The sequence below is a fragment of the Microcoleus sp. A6-C6 genome, from assembly GCF_036705955.1.
Lineage (GTDB): Bacteria > Cyanobacteriota > Cyanobacteriia > Cyanobacteriales > Microcoleaceae > Microcoleus.
Map to the genome: position 1 here is coordinate 95,412 of NZ_JAUBVR010000009.1, position 21,083 is coordinate 116,494.

At 45.6% G+C, this 21,083-nt stretch carries 17 protein-coding genes; 9 read left to right on the plus strand and 8 right to left on the minus strand.

All coding sequences use genetic code 11. The features are described 5' to 3' along the window. Window positions 1-9: 9 nt before the first annotated feature. Both QUB52_RS06235 and QUB52_RS06240 read left to right on the plus strand, forming a co-directional pair. Complete coding sequence (locus tag QUB52_RS06235) at window positions 10-981, plus strand: stage II sporulation protein M (RefSeq protein ID WP_332974473.1); 972 nt, start codon at window positions 10-12, stop codon at window positions 979-981. Window positions 982-1,203: 222 nt separating this feature from the next. Then, window positions 1,204-2,148, plus strand: coding sequence for a hypothetical protein (locus QUB52_RS06240; protein WP_332976134.1), 945 nt, complete (start codon window positions 1,204-1,206; stop codon window positions 2,146-2,148). Here the strand turns inward: QUB52_RS06240 and QUB52_RS06245 are convergent. The 4 genes from QUB52_RS06245 to QUB52_RS06260 are packed head-to-tail and all read right to left on the minus strand — an operon-like array spanning window position 2,126 to window position 6,206. Then, window positions 2,126-3,433, minus strand: coding sequence for a DUF58 domain-containing protein (locus QUB52_RS06245; protein ID WP_332974476.1), 1,308 nt, complete (start codon window positions 3,431-3,433; stop codon window positions 2,126-2,128). The two genes, QUB52_RS06240 and QUB52_RS06245, sit on opposite strands and share 23 nt — an antisense overlap. A gap of 5 nt (window positions 3,434-3,438) precedes the next feature. Continuing rightward, a complete protein-coding gene (locus QUB52_RS06250; protein WP_332974478.1) occupies window positions 3,439-4,389 on the minus strand; it encodes an AAA family ATPase in 951 nt (316 codons plus the stop codon). Continuing rightward, a complete protein-coding gene (locus QUB52_RS06255) occupies window positions 4,386-5,606 on the minus strand; it encodes a DUF4350 domain-containing protein (RefSeq protein WP_332974479.1) in 1,221 nt (406 codons plus the stop codon). Before QUB52_RS06255 ends, QUB52_RS06250 begins: the two co-directional genes overlap by 4 nt. A 6-nt stretch (window positions 5,607-5,612) precedes the next feature. Then, window positions 5,613-6,206: a DUF4129 domain-containing protein gene (locus QUB52_RS06260; protein WP_332974481.1), complete on the minus strand. Its 594-nt coding sequence runs from the start codon at window positions 6,204-6,206 to the stop codon at window positions 5,613-5,615. A gap of 315 nt (window positions 6,207-6,521) precedes the next feature. On the opposite strand from QUB52_RS06260, the gene QUB52_RS06265 reads away from it, so the two are divergent. From QUB52_RS06265 to QUB52_RS06275, 3 genes are all read left to right on the plus strand, one after another. Further along, complete coding sequence (locus QUB52_RS06265) at window positions 6,522-8,249, plus strand: diflavin flavoprotein (RefSeq protein WP_332974482.1); 1,728 nt, start codon at window positions 6,522-6,524, stop codon at window positions 8,247-8,249. 390 nt (window positions 8,250-8,639) lie between these two features. Then, window positions 8,640-9,269 (plus strand): hypothetical protein, encoded by a 630-nt coding sequence (locus QUB52_RS06270; protein WP_265235415.1) that lies wholly within the window; start codon window positions 8,640-8,642, stop codon window positions 9,267-9,269. After that, the gene (locus tag QUB52_RS06275) at window positions 9,262-11,007 is read left to right on the plus strand and encodes a diflavin flavoprotein (RefSeq protein WP_265235414.1); all 1,746 of its coding nucleotides are present in this window, start codon (window positions 9,262-9,264) and stop codon (window positions 11,005-11,007) included. Before QUB52_RS06270 ends, QUB52_RS06275 begins: the two co-directional genes overlap by 8 nt. A 290-nt stretch (window positions 11,008-11,297) precedes the next feature. On the opposite strand, the gene pgsA is transcribed toward QUB52_RS06275, so the two are convergent. Beyond that, entirely contained in the window at window positions 11,298-11,816 is a 519-nt protein-coding gene (pgsA, locus tag QUB52_RS06280) for a CDP-diacylglycerol--glycerol-3-phosphate 3-phosphatidyltransferase (protein WP_265235436.1), read from the minus strand. Here pgsA and QUB52_RS06285 point away from each other — a divergent pair. Continuing rightward, window positions 11,733-11,939, plus strand: a complete 207-nt coding sequence (locus QUB52_RS06285) for a hypothetical protein (RefSeq protein ID WP_265235437.1) — start codon at window positions 11,733-11,735, stop codon at window positions 11,937-11,939. The genes pgsA and QUB52_RS06285 overlap by 84 nt on opposite strands. 139 nt (window positions 11,940-12,078) lie before the next feature. On the opposite strand, the gene QUB52_RS06290 is transcribed toward QUB52_RS06285, so the two are convergent. The 3 genes from QUB52_RS06290 to QUB52_RS06300 all read right to left on the minus strand — a co-directional run bounded on the left by QUB52_RS06290 (window position 12,079) and on the right by QUB52_RS06300 (window position 17,476). After that, window positions 12,079-12,744: a sugar transferase gene (locus tag QUB52_RS06290; protein ID WP_332974486.1), complete on the minus strand. Its 666-nt coding sequence runs from the start codon at window positions 12,742-12,744 to the stop codon at window positions 12,079-12,081. Between the two features lie 440 nt (window positions 12,745-13,184). After that, on the minus strand, window positions 13,185-15,092 hold the full coding sequence (locus QUB52_RS06295; RefSeq protein WP_332974483.1) for a hypothetical protein: 1,908 nt from the start codon (window positions 15,090-15,092) through the stop codon (window positions 13,185-13,187). Window positions 15,093-15,253: 161 nt separating this feature from the next. Beyond that, window positions 15,254-17,476, minus strand: a complete 2,223-nt coding sequence (locus tag QUB52_RS06300) for a hypothetical protein (RefSeq protein WP_332974484.1) — start codon at window positions 17,474-17,476, stop codon at window positions 15,254-15,256. Window positions 17,477-18,700: 1,224 nt separating this feature from the next. On the opposite strand from QUB52_RS06300, the gene QUB52_RS06305 reads away from it, so the two are divergent. From QUB52_RS06305 to QUB52_RS06315, 3 genes are all read left to right on the plus strand, one after another. Beyond that, window positions 18,701-19,411, plus strand: a complete 711-nt coding sequence (locus QUB52_RS06305) for a Crp/Fnr family transcriptional regulator (protein ID WP_265235411.1) — start codon at window positions 18,701-18,703, stop codon at window positions 19,409-19,411. 89 nt (window positions 19,412-19,500) lie between these two features. Continuing rightward, window positions 19,501-19,998 (plus strand): universal stress protein, encoded by a 498-nt coding sequence (locus QUB52_RS06310; protein WP_265235410.1) that lies wholly within the window; start codon window positions 19,501-19,503, stop codon window positions 19,996-19,998. A 242-nt stretch (window positions 19,999-20,240) separates the two neighbouring features. Continuing rightward, the gene (locus QUB52_RS06315) at window positions 20,241-20,996 is read left to right on the plus strand and encodes a DUF2232 domain-containing protein (RefSeq protein WP_332974485.1); all 756 of its coding nucleotides are present in this window, start codon (window positions 20,241-20,243) and stop codon (window positions 20,994-20,996) included. The last annotated feature ends 87 nt before the right edge of the window (window positions 20,997-21,083 follow it).

Sequence of the window (21,083 nt, forward strand, 5' to 3'; positions counted from 1 at the left end):
CAAAACTTTATGAATATTAAACGTTGGATCGCGCGGCGGGAACCCAACTGGAAACGGTTGGACACTCTTTTACAGCAAGTAGAAAAAAAGGGGCTAAAGTCTCTAGCTGCGTCTGAAATCACGGAATTAGCGAGTTTGTACCGTTCTGTGTCGGCGGATTTGGCTAGGGCGAGAACAAATGAAGTCGGTAATATTTTGTTACAAGATTTGCAAAAGTTAACTTCTCGCGGCTATACCCAAATTTACCAAGGTTCGCGCCGCCAAGATTGGGATGCTTTAGTGGAGTTTTGTCGCTGGGGTTTTCCGGCTACGGTACAGCAGACGTTTGGTTATACGGCGACTGCGACGGGTATTTTTTTAGTAATGGCGTTGATTGCTTGGTGGTTTGCTTGGCAAGATCCGCAGTTTTTGTCCCTAGTAGTTCCTGGACATTTGATTAAAATGGTGCGCGATGACGGGAAATTGTGGATGGGTTCAATTGTGGGAATCGAACCTTTAGCTTCTAGCGGTATTATGACTAACAATATATCCGTATGCTTTGCGGCTGTTGGGGGAGGGATTGTTTTCGGTCTTTACACTGTTTATATTATGGCATTTAATGGAGTGAGCATCGGCGCGATCGCCAGTTTAGTCGCTCAGCACAATTTAGCTTATCCTTTTTGGGCGTTTGTATTGCCTCACGGTGCTCTGGAGTTGCCGGCGATTTTTTTAGCTGGGGGCGCTGGTTTAATCATCGCCCGGGCAATTTTTTTTCCTGGCAAATATCGTCGTGCTGATGCGATGAAATTTTACGGTACTCAAGCTGCACAATTGGTATTTGGGATTGTGCCGATGCTGGTAATTGCTGGTACTATCGAGGGTTTTTTCTCGCCAAATCCGGCAATTCCCGATCCGTTGAAGTATTTGGCTGGGATCGGGTTGTTTGCGCTGTTGGTGATGTATTGCAGTAAAAGGCGATCGGCTACATTGGTGTCAAATTAAGCCTGAAAACCTTTGTATCTCTCATTTATCGACAAGTCTCGATCCCCCTAAATCCCCCTTAAGAAGGGGGACTTTGAGGACTTCCGGTTCCCCCTTTTTTAAGGGGGGCTAGGGGGGATCTAAATCTAACGGTCAAACAGCAGTCTGTGAATACATTTGACCTTAAATTGACCCAAATAGCATCTTACCTAGCCATATCGAGTCCAGTAATTAATTAAAATCATGACTCTGACTAACATCCGCTTTCCCGAAGACAATCCTTTTGCTCGAATCAAGCTTCGGCATATATTTGGATGGTTCTTGTTATTCTGTATAGCCCTTATATTGCAAATAAATATTCTTTGTTCTATACGGGGGATAAAGTTCGACACCACAGAACCATTGGTTAATGAGATATTGGCAGTTTATTTATTAATTCTGTCACTAAGTTTGTTTTGGCGAGAATGCAGGCTAGCGGGAATTGAAATTAAATATCTCATTGGTAAAGTTCCCGATCGCTACCAATGGTTGCCATTAGTACGTCTGGCGATCGCTAGCCTATTTTTTTCAATAGGTATCTTCCGAATATTTTATTATCTTTTGTCTTTTATTGTACCTTCCTTTGTTGAACTAATACTGACTGAAAAGAGAAGCAGCAGCATTTTAATAGCAGCTTTAAAATCATTCTCCCCAGCGCTTTACTACTTACAATTGGCCTTGGATAATTATGTAATAACTCCTGTATTTGTGGCGTTTTTTGTAATAAGTATTCCGCTACACAGATGCGCTGCCAAATGGGGAAATATTACAGGAATAATAGCTATGTGTCTGCTGTGGGGAACTTTTGCATATAAGTATTTTATAACGATGATTATTTTTATATTGATTGCCGAAATTTTATATGTAAAAACCCGCAGCTTACTTGTAGTAATAATTTTTACGATGTTGCAAAATATTAGTTTTACAGTTTGGAATTTGTCATATAAAATATTTTTTGCGGACAATCAAACAGGAAGCACTCTAGAAATATTTCGATCGCAAATACAGCTAGGCGTCTTGTTCTTTGCTTTGTCAGCCCCTTGGGTAATCGGTTTCATCTACAAAAACTGGTCGGTTCTCAAAGGGCCTTTACCTTACTTTGCTAATGCTGCGGAAGCTGAGAAGATTAAAGCTGATTCCGAGACTTAAGTTGCAAATATCGGTTAACTAATTGCTCGCTAATTTGATTGGCTGGTGCATCCAAAACCAAAACTCCTTTTTGTTTCAACTGTGCAAAAGCTACCTGACGCTGTGCTAGTAAATCTAAAGCGACAGCACGATTATAAGCAGGTGTAATTTCCACGGTGGAAGTGTGAGCGATTTTGTCAACTTGAGGGTCGCGCAAAGTTACGCAAAAAGGCAAATAACGAGGTGTTAAACGCGCTAAAGCCGAAAGCATTTCGGTAGAGGCGGTAACGTCTACTAAATCAGTAATTAGCACTACTAATGCACGGCGAGTTTGTTGACTTACTAATTTAGTTACAGCACCAACATAGTCTGGTTCTAACAAAACTGGCTGAATTGGTGCAAGGCGTTCAATTAATTTAGATAGTTGATGTTGTCCCCTTTCTGGGGGTATCCAAGTGGTGATTTCGCGATCGAACACACCGACTCCCACGCGATCGCCCCGATTTAGCCCCGCCAAGGCTAAAGACAGCGCTGCATTCACTCCCCAGTCAAAACGCTTCAAACCCTGCACTCGCGCCGTCATCAGCCGTCCCCTGTCGAGTAAAATAATCAAAGTTTGCTCTTTTTCTGGTTCTAAAACTCTCACTAAAGGGCGCGATCGCCTCGCAGTAGCTTTCCAATCAATCAAGCGAGGATCGTCACCAATAGCATATTCCCGCAGTTCGGCAAATTCAGTTCCCATGCCGAGTTTTTGTAACCGCCGCATTGTGCCGCTATTTTCCAATGTTAGCCGAATAGAGAGTTCTTTCAACATCACTAAATCGGGATAAACGGCCACTTTTTCACTAGCAGCTATTTTCCAGTCGTGCCATGCTAAACCCCAGTTTCCCAACTGCCGCACCTGAATATCTCCCCACTTATATTCGCCGCGATTTGACGGGCGGATTGTATAACTTAATTCCTCATCTGTGTTAGGATTGAGGGAGGTTTCTAGCAGCGCTTGAGAAACATCAAATTCTAAGGGATAGGAGTCACAGATGCGAATTTTAGCTGTTTGATTTGCAGATCGCACTGACAGTAAAACCAGATTGTCTCGCCCGATCGAAAGTCGGTGCAACGGATGGCGCGTAACTTGCACCAGATGAGATTTGACGCGCAGTGCGTCGGTAATAGCTAGACCTACAATTAAACAGTCAAATAACAAAGTGCCGATAATACTTGTCTGCTGATTTACAAGCATAGCTAGCAAAAGGGCGATCGGTATGCCGATCGCTAACAGAGAATAAAGGCGAACAGAAGGAATCATTTTGTTTACCTCGGTACAGCGACTTGTTTTAATACCGAAGCTATTACCGAATCAATTTGTAAGCCATCTAGCAGGGATTCTGGTTTGAGAATCAGACGGTGACGCAACAGCGGAAGTGCGATCGCCTTGACATCATCAGGAGTAGCATAATCCCTGCCGGCTAGCCAAGCGTGAGCTTTACTACTTTGCAACCAAGCTACAGCCGATCGCCCAGAAGCACCCAATCCCAAATCAGGATGTTTGCGCGTATTGTGTACCAAAGCTAACAAGTAATCGAGCAATTTATCTTCTACTTTGACTGTTTGTACTGCTTGACGGGCGCTGAGGATTTGCTCTACCGTTGCTACGGATTTTATCCGAGCTAAATCGAGGCGTTTGGCGCTAAATCCTGCCTCTGAATTTAGCAGCATTTGCTTTTCTGCCGCTGCATCGGGATACCCAACCACAAGTTTAAATAAAAATCGGTCTAACTGAGCTTCAGGTAGCGGATAAGTACCTTCAAATTCGAGGGAATTTTGAGTGGCTATCGTCCAAAACAACTCTGGTAAAGCTAACGTCTCACCGTCTAATGTTACCTGCTGTTCTTCCATTGCTTCTAGCAGTGCTGACTGGGTTTTCGGAGGCGTGCGATTGATTTCATCCGCCAGTAAAATCTCAGTAAAAACAGGCCCTTTTTTCAGCGTAAAAGTATGACTGTTAAAATCAAAAATATTCGTTCCCAAGATATCAGATGGCAAAATATCCGGCGTTAGTTGAACGCGGCGAAAATCTGCTTGAATCAATTGGGCGATCGCTTTTACAAGTAGAGTTTTCCCGGTTCCAGGAACTCCCTCGATAATCACATGGCCGCCACTCAGTAGCGCCACTAGCAACTGCTGTATTATGGAAGACTGGCCGACAACTATTTTATCGAGGGATTGGCTGAGGCGTTTAAAAATAGAGTTTGTTTCGCTCATTTTGGATTGTTCCTATTAGACGAGAGATGTTGACGGATTTGCTGCCATTTACCCAACCAGGCTAGCAAATCTCGATCGCTGATTTGGCGGGATTTCCGAGATGGCGATCGCACCAATTCAACCAATTCTGCCGCTTTTCGCCCTGTTTGCTCCTCCCAAGCAGTTGTCAGGGTTTCACTTTCCAGGGATGTCTGTCCCAATAATAAGGCTTTTTGGAGTTGTAACTGTTCTGCTTTGCCGATCGTTTCTACCGCAAAATCAGTGCTGTTGGCTTTTTGCAAAACACCCGCTAATGCTTGAATGTAAGCTTCGCTGTTGTCAACCTGCGGCGCTGATAAAGTTACAGGCTGTCCAAACCTGTTCCACCCGGCAAAAATAGCAACGAGTAAAATAATTGTACCCTGTATCAAAACGGGAAATAGAGGAGTATTGGCTAAATAAGTGAATAAATTTCCCTCGTATTCGCGTTTAAGAACTTCTGGATCTTTGTAGCCGTGAATGTATTCGTCTACCCAGACTTTATTGAGGATTTTACTCGTTCCCTGACTTTGCGGGTTGCTAGAATTTTGGATTAATTTAACTGCTAGAGCCTGCTGGGTACCTTCTATTTCTTGTTCTCCACCTTCTAATTGAGTAACCAGCCCTGCTAAAAATTCATAATTACCTGGAAAATCCTGATAAGCATTAGCAGCTAAATGGGAGGTGCTGGCAAAATAAACTGTACCCTTTCCCACTGGTTTTTCCCAAACAATTGCCCCAAATTGATCGCCTAAAATTTGTTTTTTGTCTGTGGGGGTTCTCCGCGCTGTGTCAATCTTTATTTCCCCGGCTGAAGCTGGATGCAAGCTACTAAAAGAAGCTGCTGTCACCGGTGCGCGAACTCCCAAAATTACCAAAGTATTGCCCTGTTTTACCCAATTTTCCTCTCGCTCGGAAACAACTTCTGGTATCAAGCTACCATAGATGCGTAAAAGTGTACTGGGCGGTTTTGCATCTTGGTTTTTAGTAAAGTCTTCAAAAGGTTTTTGCCAGCGCTGAACCTCGGTTCCCCGTTTTGACATAAAAGCATACCATGCTCCGTAGCCGTCCGGCGCTCTATTATAGGTAGAACCGCTGTTGATTTTGTTGTTAGCAGGAGCAAATAACAGGGTAATGATAATTATTGCAGTAATGGCGATCGCACCCAACAACCAAAACCTACGATTTGATAAGTTCATCGCTGTTCAATCCTTAATTTGTTGGTAAGCTTGCTGACACTGTTCAAAGGTTGAGGCGGAAGCTTCCGCATTCCCGAAATATAGTTGCTGATGTATTGTTATCACGGTTTCGTAAGGCACTGGCTGGGGTAATTGCTGGATTAGTTCCAAATATTCGCCATCAGTGCGGCTGGGTTGGTGAACCGCGGTTCCCGCATCATTTAACCGCTGCAACATCGCCATGTAAAGACAGCGGCAAGCTTGGCGGTATTTGCCTTGTTGCTGCAATTTTTGCGATCGCAACAACCACTCTGCTACCGACAAATCGTTAATTGTTTTTTTCGCACTTCCATCAGTTGTTTGATTCCTCTTTTTGAAATTATGAATATAAAAACGTAACAGTTGCCCAATCTGCCAACTCGCCCAGACTGCGAGCAATGCTAAGATTAACCAAAAGGCGGCTCTGGCGATCGTCCGCAAGATGGGAGAATCAAACCAAGATGGCAATTCGACATTCGGCATATTTTGGGCAGTTTTTAGTTCCCACCATTCCAGAAATCGCTGTTGTGACTGTGCTAATTGCCAACCGAAATTTGTTTTCTCAAAGGAGCTTTCCGACATAGTTTTATATTAGTTAATCGATTATAGTTAATTAATTTAGGATTTTTTAATCCTATCATCATCTCCAGAACCCTGACTGTTTTGACTGGTTGGGCGATCGTCTAACCGATTTAACTCACTTTCAATACCACATATATTAGCTTTTTGTCAACTGTCTATCGATCGAAAATTGATTATATTAAATTATCAAATCAATCTTCTGCCATAACTTTGAAGTTACTTAACACCGTCATAAGAAATTTGATAAAGATTTACAAAAGAAACGTGTCAGAATGGAAACAATAAGGTAATGGATAACAGACAAGGAGGCACAGTATGGTAGCCCTGACTGAACGAGTCCAACGCAAATTGACGGTGGAAAAAGTCGAAATTGCCTCTGATACAACGGCAATTCGATGCCTGGACTGGGATAGAGACCGCTTTGACATCGAATTCGGTCTCAAAAACGGTACAACTTACAACTCATTCATCATTCGTGGCGAAAAAACTGCCCTCGTCGATACCTCGCACGAGAAGTTTCGCCAGCAATATATGGATACTCTGACGGGGGAAATTGACCCGAAACAGATTGATTATCTAATTATCAGCCACACTGAGCCAGACCACAGCGGTTTAGTTAAAGATGTGCTGGCGCTGGCACCCCAAGCGATTGTCGTGGGGGCGAAAGTAGCAATTCAATTTTTAGAAAACCTGATACACCAGCCATTTGAGCGACTGGTAGTTAAAAACGGCGACAAACTAGATTTAGGAAATGGCCACGTTATCGAATTTGTATCCGCGCCCAACTTGCACTGGCCTGATACTATTTTCAGCTACGACAGCAAAACTCAAGTGCTGTTTACTTGCGATGCTTTCGGGATGCACTATTGTTCCGATAGCACCTACGATGACGATTTAGCTGCGATCGAGGAAGATTACCACTTTTATTATGAGTGCTTGATGGGCCCCAATGCTCGATCGGTCTTGAGTGCAATGAAACGCATGGCAGAATTGGGAGAAATCGGTACGGTGGCGACCGGTCACGGGCCGCTGCTCAGGTACAATGTAGTTGAACTTACCGGACGTTACAAAAAGTGGAGCCAAGCTCAAGCTAAGGCAGAAACCACGGTAGCGGTATTTTACACTTCTGATTACGGATTTAGCGATCGACTCAGCCAGGCGATCGCCCACGGGATCACCAAAACCGGTGTCGCCGTAGAAATGATGGACTTGACAATCGCCGACTTGCAAGAAGTTCGGGAACTTGTCGGTACTGCTGCGGGTATCGTGATTTGTTCGCCGCCTAGTAATGGCGCTGCTGCTGAAAATGCCGAAGCAGCTATCAACACAATTTTAGTTGCAGCTAACAACAAACAATCCTTCGGTTTGTGCGAATCCGGCGGCGGTGATGACGCATCTATTTACCCGCTGCGAAACAAGTTCAAAGAGTTGGGTTTGAAAGAAATATTTCCCAACATTTTGATTAAAGAAGCGCCGACGGAAGCGATTTATCAACTTTGCGACGAAGCCGGTACCGACTTGGGACAATGGCTGTCGCGGGACAAGGCTGTTAAACAGATGAAATCCCTCGATAGTGATGTTGATAAAGCTTTGGGACGCATCAGCGGCGGATTATACATTATTACTGCTCAAAAAGGCGCGGTTAGCAGTGCGATGTTGGCTTCTTGGGTGACGCAGGCAAGTTTTAAACCGCTGGGTTTAACTATAGCAGTTGCTAAGGATCGGGCGATCGAATCCATGATGCACGCGGGCGATAAATTTGTCCTCAACGTGCTCGAAGAAGGCAATTATCAAAGCTTGATGAAGCACTTTTTGAAGCGTTTTGCTCCTGGTGCCGATCGATTTGCCGGAGTCAAAACTCAACCTGCTACCAATGGTTCTCCGATTTTGACAGATGCTCTAGCTTACATGGAATGCGAAGTGGTTAGCCGGATGGAACTTTCGGATCATCATATCGTATATGCGATCGTTGATAGCGGTCGCGTATCCAATCCCGAAGCGCTGCCGGCAGTTCACCACCGCAAAGTCGGCAATCACTATTAGAAGGAAGAAGGAAGAAGGAAGAAGGAAGAAGGAAGAAGGAAGTTTCAACAAGCGTGTTTAACCCCTGATAAAGGTCGTTTACATCCGAGGCTCGATCCCCCCTTAAGAAGGGGGGAACCGGAAACAGATCAAAGTCCCCCTTTTTAAGGGGGATTTAGGGGATCTTGCCTCAGCTACAAATGAGATTTATCCAGGTTTTAGGATTTTGATATCCATGCACTGCGCACCTTGCGTACCCAACAGTTGCTTTTCTTTATTTCTCTCTTCCTTTCTTACTCTGCGTTAGGGTGTGCAACACCTGATCGGGCTATAAAAATATGGTGCGCCACCAGCACCTTTACCGGGCAAACACTTGTCATTCTGAGTGTATTTTAACTAGGAGAATTGCCAATGCCAACGAAGCTTTTAGAAGACCGACATTACACAATTATTATTGCCAGAAGCGATGCCAGCCGAGACCCTCAACATCCTTTGTACGAGGAATGGGTAGAAGCACAGGCATCTCTGATCGACTTAGCAAAAAAATGTCAAGAATTTGACAATGACGGCATAACCGTCTATGAAGCTTCTACTCCTATGTGGAAGTATAAAAATTCAAATGTTGCCCGGTTGGCTGAAATTTTGCAGCGACAAAATACGGAACCGGATGCAGCAAAGCCGACTGCTATTAATTTGGCAGAACCTCTAACAACAGCTTTTAGCGATTATTTTCAGATCAAAACAAAGGGTGCTGGGAAAAAAGGAGCAATAATTGTTGCAGTCCTAGATGAAAAACCAGAAAATAGCGCTGCTATCGCCGAAATTATTGTAAGTGCGGCAAATAAAGTAGATAGAGATGAAGAAATTGGTGTGAGCTTTATCCAAATTGGGGAAGATTTGAAAACCAGGGAATTTCTAATTTACCTGGATACCAATTTACAGGCTCAAGGTGCAAAATTTGATATTGTAGATACCAAATTTTGGCACGAAATTAAAAGAAGTTCTGTTGTTCAGTTTCTCATAGGTGCAATAAATGACTAATGCTCTAATTTCCAGAACCGCATCTGATGCCAAACCCCGCGACGTGCAGTTTGTCCCAATTGCCACAGATACATCAGCAGTGCGATCGCGCACTTGGGATAGACTCAAATTTGAAGTAGAATATTCTCTCCAAAGGGGGACGACAGCAAACAGCTATATTATTCAAGCTGACAAAACTGCTTTGTTCGACCCACCGGGGGAATCTTTCACCCAAAATTATCTGGATTGTTTGCAGAAACGGGTCGATTTGACTAAGCTAGATTATGTGATTTTAGGGCATTTCAATGCTAACAGATCCGTTACAATTAAAGCTCTGTTAGAATTGGCTCCGCAAGTAGCTTTTGTTTGTACGAATCCAGCGGCGATTGGTTTGCGAGGGGCTTTTCCCGAACAAGAATTAAACATTATGATCGTACGGGGAGAAGAAACTCTCGATTTAGGAAAAGGTCACAAATTAAAATTCATCGCGACTCCGACTCCTCGCTGGCCTGATGAACTTTGTACCTACGATCCGCAAACTCGAATTGTGTTCACTGACAAATTTTTTGGAGCTCATGTTTGCGGCGACCAAGTATTTGATGAAGGGTGGAGTGTTTACAACGAAGACCGCCGCTATTATTACGATTCGCTGCACGCATCTCAGGCTAAACAAGTGCTGGCTGCAATGGATAAATTAGCTGATTTATCAACAGCATTTTATGCTCCCGGTCACGGCCCGATCGTCCGTTATGGCCTCCACGAATTGAGCAATTTGTATCGGGAATGGAGTCAACAACAAAATTCAAAAGACTTGACAGTTGCTTTGATTTATGCTTCGGCTTACGGGAATACGGCTACTTTGGCGCAGGCGATCGCCAAAGGAATTACTAAAGCCGGTGTTGGGGTAGAAACAATCAACTGCGAATTTGCCGAACCGGGAGAAATTCAAGAGGCGATCGAGAAATGCGCCGGATTTATCATCGGTACTCCGACTTTAGCAGGACACGCGCCGACGCAAATTCAAACGGCTTTGGGAGTTGTGTTGTCTACGGCCACTAAGAGCAAATTAGCCGGGGTTTTCGGGTCTTTTGGCTGGAGTGGAGAGGCGATCGACTTAGTTGAAGGTAAGCTGAAAGATGCTGGCTATCGCATCGGATTTGAGCCGATTCGAGCGAAGTTTAAGCCGACGGCTGCGACGATTCACGAGTGCAAAGAAGCGGGAACGGATTTTGCTCAGGCTTTGATTAAGTCGCAAAAATTGCGTGCGCCGAAACCGCAGTTGACTGGTGGGAGCGATCGCACGGAACAAGCAGTGGGAAGATTAGTCGGTTCCCTGTGCGTACTCTCGGCGAAGCGCGGGGATGTCACCAGTGCGATGTTGGCTTCCTGGGTGTCGCAAGCCACGTTTAGCCCTCCGGGTTTGACGATTGCGGTGGCTAAAGATCGATCGATCGAAGCTTTGATGTACGCCGGAGATAAATTTGTGCTGAATATCTTAGCTGAAGGGCGACAGTTACGCAAGTATTTCATGAAAAACTTTGCTCCGGGAGAAGACAGATTTGCCGGAGTTGAAACAACAGAAGCTAGCAACGGCTGTCCGGTTTTGACTGATGCTTTAGCTTATCTGGAATGCGAAGTAATAAGTCGGATGGAATGTGGCGATCACTGGGTAGTTTATGCGGCGGTTGAAAACGGTCATTTGCAGAAAAATGACGGGGTGACAGCGGTGCATTACCGGAAATCTGGGACTCATTATTAAGCTGCGATTAAGACACGGCAATGCCGTGTCCTTACAGGTTTGTAGTGAGGAATTTATTCCTCAAATTGTGATGAGGAATAAATTCCTGATTACCAGAAAGAATTGGTTTAAAGCCGGAACCGTTGTAGGGGAAAATTAAAAGAGGACTATTCATTGCTCGAATCCTCTTCCTTTGTATTACTTCCGGTTAGATCGGAATTATTCAACCACAGAGAACGCAGAGAACGCAGAGGAAGAGTAGAGAATTTTATCATTCCGATGCTACTGGATTTGATATCAACTGTCAACTGTCAACTGTCCTCAGCAGTCTTTTCCGGCCACAGATAAATAGCGCCAGAAATCAAAGTTAAAGCTACAGAAACCCAAAACGCAACTAATGCCGGAACGTTCCACGATTCGGACAGGGGAGCGATTAAAAGTGCGATCGCCACAATCTGACTAACCGTCTTCAACTTCCCCCAAATATTAGCTCCAGAAATCGTAGTTTTATTAACACGCCACCCGGCAATTGTCAACTCCCGCCCCAAAATCAAAAACACTGCCCAAGCCGGGACTTTACCCAACTCAATCAATACTAAAAGTGGCGCGAGCACCAACAGTTTATCCACCAAAGGGTCGAGAAACTTTCCCAAATCGGTAATTTGGTTCAGCTTCCTAGCCAAATAGCCGTCCAGCCAATCAGTAGCCGCAGCTACCACAAAAATCGCGGTGCAAATCCAGCGGCTTTGGGCGCTTGGGTCATACAAACCGTAGAGCAGAAACGGCACTCCCAGCAAGCGAGAAAAAGTAATCAAATTAGGCAAATTCATCATAGAAGGAAGAGGGAAGAAGGAAGAGGGAAGAAGGAAGAGGGAAGAAGGAAAAAGGAAGAAAATAGAGGGAAGAAGGAAAAAAATAGAGGAAAGAGGGAAGAAGGTAGACGCAAAAATTAAGGGCAAGCTTTTTACAAGCTTGCCCTTAATTTAACATTTTTTGGTAGCTGTTTAACTTTTAGAAAAACAGCTTTTAGCTTAATATTCATCTAATCGCAGCTCACAAAAAATAAACAGACAACTCAAAACAGCAGCTTGATTAACACGCACCGTTTCTACTAAAAACAACCCAAATTGTTTTGCAAATCAGACTGATATCGTAGGCAACAGACCACTTGTCCTGATACTCAAGATCCATGCGCATAATCTCATCAAAGTCTTTAACTCCAGAACGTCCGTTGACTTGCCACTCCCCAGTCAGGCCGGGTTTGACATTTAAACGCTGCCAGTGAAAATCCTCATAGTCAACAACCTCATAGTGAATTGGCGGTCGAGTTCCCACCAAACTCATCTCGCCGATCAACACGTTCCAAAATTGAGGCAACTCGTCCAAACTCGTGATCCGCAAAAAGCGGCCGACGCGGGTAATTCGCGGGTCATTGTCATTCTTAAAAGTTTGACCCTTGGCTTCGTTGGTAACTAGGTGTTTGAGCTTTTCTGCATCGACAACCATCGATCGAAATTTCCACATCCTGAAATGCCGCCCTTTGAACCCACAGCGGACTTGACTGTACAGCAGCGGGCCTGGACTGTCCCAAAGCATCGCCACCCATATCGGCACCGCCACCGCAGCAGTGATTGCCAGTCCCAGCAGCGAACCCAAAATGTCGATCGACCGCTTGACCTTGCTAGTTACGGATCGGTGAAGAGGCTGTTTGGATACACAAACCCTGTAAGTAAATTTCGGAACAAATAAGGAAAGCATTTCGGATAATACTGATAATTTAGAGGCACTCATCACAAATTTTATTGGATTTATCTCAATTTTAACGAGATCTCACGTCCATCTTATGAGACTCAACAAACTTGAACCACCTCAAATCCTGGGCTTTGCACAATCTTTAAAAAGCTGCCACACTTTTATAAAGTTTCTGTGTATTTCTTCTCAAAAGGTATAAAAATTATGTAAAATTAAGTACATTTACTGAAAAAATTAATTTTTGTGACCAAAAACCTGGTTTCTACGAGGAATATTCGGGAAAGACAGGGAGAATTCCACTGAGAAACCAGGTTTTTGGCAGTTTACCAAAGCACAGGGGATTTAAGCCCCCACCTTTAGGTGGATTGTTTTTAGGCAGGGGCTTAAATCCCCGGCCTAAAAACTTCGCACTCAACTGTCAACTGTCAACTGTCAACTGTCAACTGTTAACGATCGCTATCCATGCGAACATCCCAAGCAATTGTTAGTGGCTCTAATAATTTTTGCTGGCTGCTAGAGGCGAGCAGGCCTAAATATTCGCGAACAACAGAGGCGTGTTCCACATTCAAACGATAACCCCGCGAGACATCTTCAAAGAAAAGCGGCTCGGCCAAAATTGCTTCCCAATCGGGATTTTGCCTCGACTCCTCGGCTAGCAGCATGAAATCTTCCTCCTCCGGCAAAAGTCCCGCCGGCAATTGTCCTGACAAAATCCGCAGAATCCGGGGCTCGCAGGTGCGCGTGTTCACGCCCTGGCGTTCCAATAACTGCAAAATTTCCTCAAAGCTCAGAGTTTCCCTGCCCAAAACCTGCATTAATTCCCACAGCAGAAAAAAGTCGCTGTACTGTTGTGGCACATCCAAAATTTGAGGATAGAGAGCCAAACTCGCCAACCCGCAGGCAACTTGACCACTTTTTTTGGAATTTTTGATGTTTTGCGGTAAATAACTTAATGGAGAATTGTGAGTTTCCGAAATATCTCGATCGCCCTCCCATTCCCGATCTTGAACCACGATCGCATTCGGCAACTTCTGCCGCAACCAACGGGCGATCGCAGCCCAACCACCCATGCCCCCAGTACAAATCGCCTGATTAATCCCCGCCGGCGACATTCCCGCGCGGCTAAGCAAAGCATTTAATTCACGATTCAACTGCTGCACAAAAGGCACTAAAACTAGACTTTCCAAATCTTTGCGCTTCACATCCCAATGCTGCTGGCCAATATCCAAAACAAAACTTTCTTGATGTTGCAAAATAACTTTTATTTGCCTTGCAGCCTCTAACAATTGCAGGCCAAAAACAGAACCTTGCAACCGCTGCTGCAATTGATAGCGACTCGGTAAATCTGGATGTCCCGGACGTGGCAAATCGATCGACATTCCCCAAGTTTCATTTTTCGCCAACAACTGACAAATAATATCCTGATCGAAAGCATTGCCAGCCGCATCAAAACTTTGGCAAGTAAAATCAGCACGAGTTAAATCTTGAAGATTTTCCGGCAACTCAACTAAAGCTAATTCCACTGTCACCGCCCCCGCATTCAGAATCAAAGTTCCCCCGCTAAAAGACGAAGCATTTACAGTTAGCGGTGCAGCTTCTGCGAGTTCGCTATTAATAGAATTAATCGCCGAAGATGGCACTTCTGTGGGATTTTTGATGGGAATTACAGCAGCAACCAAAGTGGCGATCGCATCTTCTACTACAAAAATTTGCGAACCAGAAGCCACCAGATCCGCGCCCAAAACAGCCTCCCGCAGGTTAAACCGATAAGCATCCGACCAGCTCGCCGGAGTTCCCAAAATCACACCCTGCAAGTCTTTCAGGGCTGCATCGAGAGTTTCTGCTGTCAGTCCCGAAGCTTTACAGATTAAATTAGAAACTGGCAAGAGAGCAAAATTTGCCGCCATTGCAGAATCCAAAACTTCCCCCACTTTGCCAAATTTTTGCCCCTGGTTGCTCGGATTCAAAGTAGCCAGCAGCGCCCGCACAGCGTGCAGTGGTAGGGCGATCGACATAGCCCGATTTGACGACCACTGCAACAGCGGTTCGTACATCCCAGCAGTTGCGCGCTGATAAGGAATGCCCACCTTTAAAGGCAATTTAAAATTTTGCAGTAAAAATTCTCCCGCAGGTACATCCAACTGCCGGCATCCCACCGACTTGACTGTCACCTGCTGGCCACTTGTGCTGTTTGGGGCTGTTTCCTCGATCGCCACGACTGAGGGAATGCGAAAGCTCGCGCTCGCTGTGGCAACCTCAGCCTGCGGTGTTTCCCAGTAAATCGGGTGCAACTGGCCGTTGGCGCGATCGAGTAAAGCCGCCGACAGCCCACAGGAACCGAAATCAATGCCCAAATACCAACGAGAATTCTGGCGTTTTGGGGATTGAGAGGATGAAGGGGCGATCGCACCTGGAACAGAATGCAGCGCCGACTCTTGCTGCTGTGGAACAGCAAATTCGCGAGACTCGGACTCGGTTATTTTCTCAACAACTCCGGTTTTACTCTCTGTAGAAATTAGGTTTTTTTTTTACTTTCTGGAGGTTCGGCAGTTTGGGACTGTTCTCCATTGGTATCGTTCAAACTCGCCAAAATCTCGTCTAGCGTCAAATTCGATTCATCTTCCTCAGCAAACAAATCATCCTCAAGTTCGTCTTCTAAAACAAAGGGTTCATCCTCAGATGAAAGTTCCAACACGTCGGAGAACAAATCCTCCAGCGATCCGAGTTCTTCCTCTGCCGCTTCGCCCGATGGATCACTCGCCGATAAATCTAAGCTGTTAACCGCACTGGAATTCGATCGCCGTTCCGCAGTATTGTCCAATCCCTCCAGATTGTAGAGGTCTGTCTCCAACAGTTCCAGAGTATTAACGTCCAACTTTAGGGCTCGATCGAGGTCATCTTCTAATGCCTCAACCGGTAGCAAATCCTCGTCCGGCGAAGCTTGGATGTAAACATCATCGAGTCCCTGGGACGAGGTTCCAAACTCGTCAGTTTGAACATCACGGGCACTCGGCACGTGGTTGGGTTGGTTGGGGCTAATTTCTGCTGGCGATGGAGGCGTAGCAGCAGTGTCGAAATACTCACTTAGGTTTTGAGCCGTTTCTAGATTTTCTCGATCGTCCAAGTCAACTTTTGGCTCGATCGAACTTAAGGCTGACGGTTCTGAAACCTGAGATACTGTTGCCGCGATCGAACTTAAGGCTGGCGGTTCTGAAACTTGAGGTATTGTTGTAACTTGTGGTTCAAATAAATCTTCAGTATCTAAAGTTAGAGCCTCTACAGAATTACCAATTACGAATTCTGACTCTTCATCTGTCATATAATCTGACAGCGATTCGCCTTCATCCAGCAGATTGGCAAACAAATCTTCAACAGTATTTAGGGGTTCTGCCCTTTCACTTTCTGCCACAATTTGAGATTGTGCCGCTGCACTTTCGGCAGCAATTTCACTATTTTCGATCGTAAAATCTTCTGGTTCTAATTCTAGTTCTGCGACGGCTTCTCCTGCAAACAAACTCGCGTACAAATCCTCAACATTTTCGCCCTTTTTTGCTAACAGATCTTCCGACTCACTGCCAGAAAACTGAGTTTCCAGTCGAGGTCTTTCGGGTGAATAACCAAACAAATTGTCTGCCCAATCTGGGAGCGATAGAGGGGCTTCAAGGCGATCGCTATCGCGCCTCAATTTTCCGAATTGCGAAGAAATTTCTGTCCCGGCGTAGGGCAATCTGTCTTGATCAGGGAGTTCGCCGCTGCGCTCTTCACTGTCGGCGGTGGCTGAGGGTTCGATCGCAGTATTTGAGAGAGCGGGAGTGGCCCAGGAGCGATCTGCTGCGGTTGGGGTGGTCGTTTCGAGATTTGCCTGGGCGATCGGCTGCTGCACGTAAGAAGACCCTTCTCGTCTCAACTGTGTGGCCAAGTGGTTAACAAAAGCCGCCAACATTGCCTCGCTCTGCTGGCTCAAACCATACATATTATCGATTCCTTGTCCCAAGGAAGCTTGATAGCTTTGGAGATTTGCTTCCAAAGCCTCGAACACGATCCCCATCGTAGAATCGAGCCTCATCAGCAGACTGTCAGCACTAGCTTGGAAGCGTTGCATTTGCTCCAATCTTTGAGCTGGTGTCAACAACGGGTGTTCTTCTAAGGTTTGTGGGTTTAAAGCCGATGGCTGCGATTGTGCAGCACTGCTTGGTAACAACTGATTTTCTAGGCTACGGAAAATTTGCGATAAATCGCGATCCAAGCTTTCTTCCAAGCGCCCCGTCAGTACCTGCAAGAATTCAGAAATGATTTGCTGTTGGTTTGCTTGTTGCTGAGCTAGGGATTGTTGCTGCTGTCGTTTTGCTTCTAGCTGTTGGATTTCTTGAATTAAAGCTTGCTGCTGTTGTCGCAGAGCTTCTATGTCTTCTTGGAGCGGCCCCGTCAGGCTTGAGCGCAGGTTGCTGATTTCCCCGGTGACGGCAAGCATAATTTGCTCTGCTGCTGAGGGGCGATCGACCCTCGGCGGCATTTTGGGCACTGGAACTGGTTCCGGGCGGACATTTGGGCTGGCTGGCCCTTTGCGGGCAGCTACCTTTGAGTCTGAGGAAACCAGATAAGCGCGAACTCGCTCTAAAAGTTGGCGCTGGTGGACAGTATCGATCGAACCCGTCCAAGGCAAGCGGGGTGCGGGCTTGCTGAGTACCTCATCAATCTCAGCAATCAGTGCTTGAATTTTGTACTTCTGAGAATTCAAGGGCGGAACCTCTGGGAATGCGGCTAGGGAGAAACTCGATCGGCAAAAGATTGAAGTCAGGCGGCAGCTATGCCAATAGATAGAATAATCTGAATGCGAGTTCGTCAATAATTTACTAATATTTTCCGACAACTGTGAATCAACCTTTTGCCTTCGGATGACTTCTCTTGCATATAATATGTTAGCCGGTACTTCCGCATCAAATGCCCGGTAATTCAGTTGACAGTTGACTGTTGACAGTTGAGGGCGACCTCTCCCGGTCAGGAAGAGGATTCGAGTAATAAATCGTCTGCTTTTAATTTCTCCCGATCAGGGTTCCGGCTTTAAACCAATTCTTTCTGGTAATTTCGACTGCCTGCAAGTGATCTCAAATTCTGTGGCTGCTGTCATTGTTTCCGGGCACAGACAGGCGATTCAGCCAAGAGGGATAGCAGCGATCGCACGAACTGCCACTGTCTCACCCATAACCCCGCGTTTGCGACGGTGGCCCCGCGCCCAGTCTCTCATCAGGTAATGCGGTAAATTTTTGTTTCCATCTTTCACAGACTTGGAAAAAACCTCAAACAATCTGCGATTTGGGATTCCCGGATTCCGGCTTGTCCCCGTACACTCAATTTGACAAATCTTTCATCATAGCTTTTGATCTGTGTTCATGGCTAGAGATTAATGGTACTATAATCTCAGGGGAGCATAAAAAAATGCTGGAAATTGAGTTGGTTTCGGTTGCCAAGAGCGCCAACATTTGGGCTGGGAATTGCTGTATATTTTTCTGGTAGTGCTGACATTTGACTGGTTGCAGAGAGTTGCAGTCGGATGTGGTCGCCGTCTGTCCGGTGTGCGGACTTATGCTGCCACTAGCCGATCGACTGCCGAGCCTGTTGACCACAAATCTCTGAGCAGTGTTAAGCTTGTGTTCGCGAAGTGCTTGTCTTCGGTAAGTCGATCGCTCAGTTGGTTGCCGCGCTGCTAAAATTTTGTTAATAAAATTTGCTCCGCGGTATGTATCTAAACAATTATGGTATGGTGTTTGGTTTCTAGCTCACAATCAGAGCTTGAGGCTATTAATCCCCATATTCGACCTTTGACGGCAAAACTTTAGAGGAAAAATTGCTGATTTTAGATCCTTGTTTCTCAAATGCTTGAATCTCAAATCGAATGACTCGGCTGCAAGCTATTTCTAACTGCCCAGCGCAGATCAAGCACATAAATTAAAATGATGGCCTCATGGAAGACCGCTTTAACGCCCGAGATCCAAATTCCGATATAAATCAATTGATAGTTTCTACTCCTTTTTTTGCAGGATTACCCGATCCTGTAATCGAGAAAGCAACTGTCCACATCGTTACCCGCAGTCATCCGTCAAATCAAGTGATTTTACTCGAAAATGACTGGGGAACATCCGTGTATTTTATATTGGATGGTTGGGTGAAAATTCGCACCTACAACCTAGATGGAAAAGAAGTAACGCTGAATATTTTAGGGAAAGGAGAACTATTCGGGGAAATGGCAGCGATCGAAGAAACACCGCGATCGACAGATGTGATCACCCTAGCCCCGACACTGATCGGAAATATGCCAGCTCAGGATTTTGTGCAGCTTATTCATACCGAGCCCCTCGCAGGCATTCGGCTAGCTCAATTGATGGCACGCCGCCTGCGGCAAGTCAACCGCCGTCTGCGTTTGCGAGAATCGGACAGTACCTCGCGAGTAGCAGATATTTTGTTATTTTTGGCAGAGGGGCAAGGAAAAATCATGTCAAGTGGAGGCACAGAAATTCCCAACCTGCCGCACAGAGAATTAAGTAGCCTCAGCGGGCTGGCTCGCGAAACGGTAACGCGAGTGCTCAGCAAGCTGGAAAAAAAAGGAACGATTCTGCGCGAACGTGACGTTTTGTGCATTCCAGACCTACACGCCTTAGAGCGTCTGTTAATGTAGAAGTATCAGAGACTGCTAATTAGAATCTAATTCAAAAGCACTCTCTGTTAACTAACTGATATTGATGATTTCTCGCCGGAGGTAAAGCTGTGAGTTTTAAGAAAATTTTCGCCGCCGTTGATGATTCCGATCTAGGCCACCGCGTCTTTAGTCAAGCTTTAGAATTAGCTGTGGGCGATCGGGCAAAGATGATGTTATTTCACTGCGTTACTGTCAACACGCTGGGCGAGACGGCAGTGCCAATTCCGGTCGATTTGGGCATGAATGTCGAGTTAATGGATCAAGCTTATCAAGCTCAACGTTTGCGCATGGAAAGGGAGGTAAAACAGGCTGAGGGTTTGCTGAAAAATTATAGCGACGCCGCCGCCAAGCAAGGATTGGAGGTGGAATTTGACTGCCAAATGGACGGCGATGCGGGGCATTCTGTCTGTGAACACGCCCAAACTTGGGGGGCAGATTTAATAGTAGTAGGAAGACGCGGCCGCACGGGGTTCACAGAAGCTTTCCTCGGCAGTGTCAGCAATTATGTTGTTCACCACGCATCTTGTTCGGTTTTTGTAATTCAGGAAGTCAAAGCGGAAAAATAATGCTGCTGAAAATTTTTGCTGAGAAATCCATCTAAAATAAGACTTGCGTTCGTACTTAAACCCGGTTTCTATGATCAAGATTAAATTTGGCGGCGACGCATCCAAACAGTGAAACCGGGAAGCAGTCTTATAGCGCGCAAGTCCTGTAAAAGCTATCATCTAAAATCTAAAATCGGAAAACTGGGAATCAGCCGTATAGCGGGCAAGTTCCGTAAAATCTAAAATCTAAAATCTAAAATCGGATGAGTGATTTTTTGTCAGCAGATGCCACGTCTAATTCGGGCAGTTCACCCAGTAAAAATAATGAGCCGGAAACCGCCGCTATTTCAGATTTGGCGGGCGATCGCAAAAATCCAGCTCCGGGAACGCCCACCACTAGGGAAGCGCCTTTGAGGCTCGTAGAAACGGCATTTTTAGCAAGTACCGCTAGCTTGATTTGGCTGATCAATTATTACTTTCCGCTAGGGCCTTTGCTGCGGGTTTTTTTCCCGGTACCCATTGCCCTAGTTTACCTGCGCTGGGGCAACAGATCCGCTTGGATGTCAGCTTTGGTATCGGGTTTGCTGCTGTCGGTACTCATGGGCCCGACGCGAAGCATTTTATACGTGATTCCTTTTGGAGTTATGGGAGTTGCGCTGGGAGGACTTTGGCGGCGCAAAGCGAGTTGGTCTGTGTCTATTAGTGTGGGCGCGCTAATTGGTACTGTTGGCTTCTTTTTTAAGTTTTGGCTGCTGTCAGCTTTGGTGGGTCAAGATCTCTGGGTTTATGTAACCGCCCAGGTAACAGAGATTGTTGAATGGGTGTTTGTGAAGCTGGGCTGGCTGAGCGTGCCGAGTTTGAGTACAATTGGGGCGATCGCCGCTGGGATGATTTTGGTTAATAATATTGTCTATTTATTTGTAGTGCATTTAGTAGCTTTGTTGCTGCTCGATCGTTTGGGAAATCCGATTCCGCGGCCACCACGCTGGGTGCAAGTTTTAATCGATTATGAAGAGTAATCGGAAGGAAGAAGGAAGAAGGAAGAAGGAAGAAGGAAGAGGGAAGAAGGAAGAAGGAAGAAGGAAGAAGGAAGAAGGAAGAAGGAA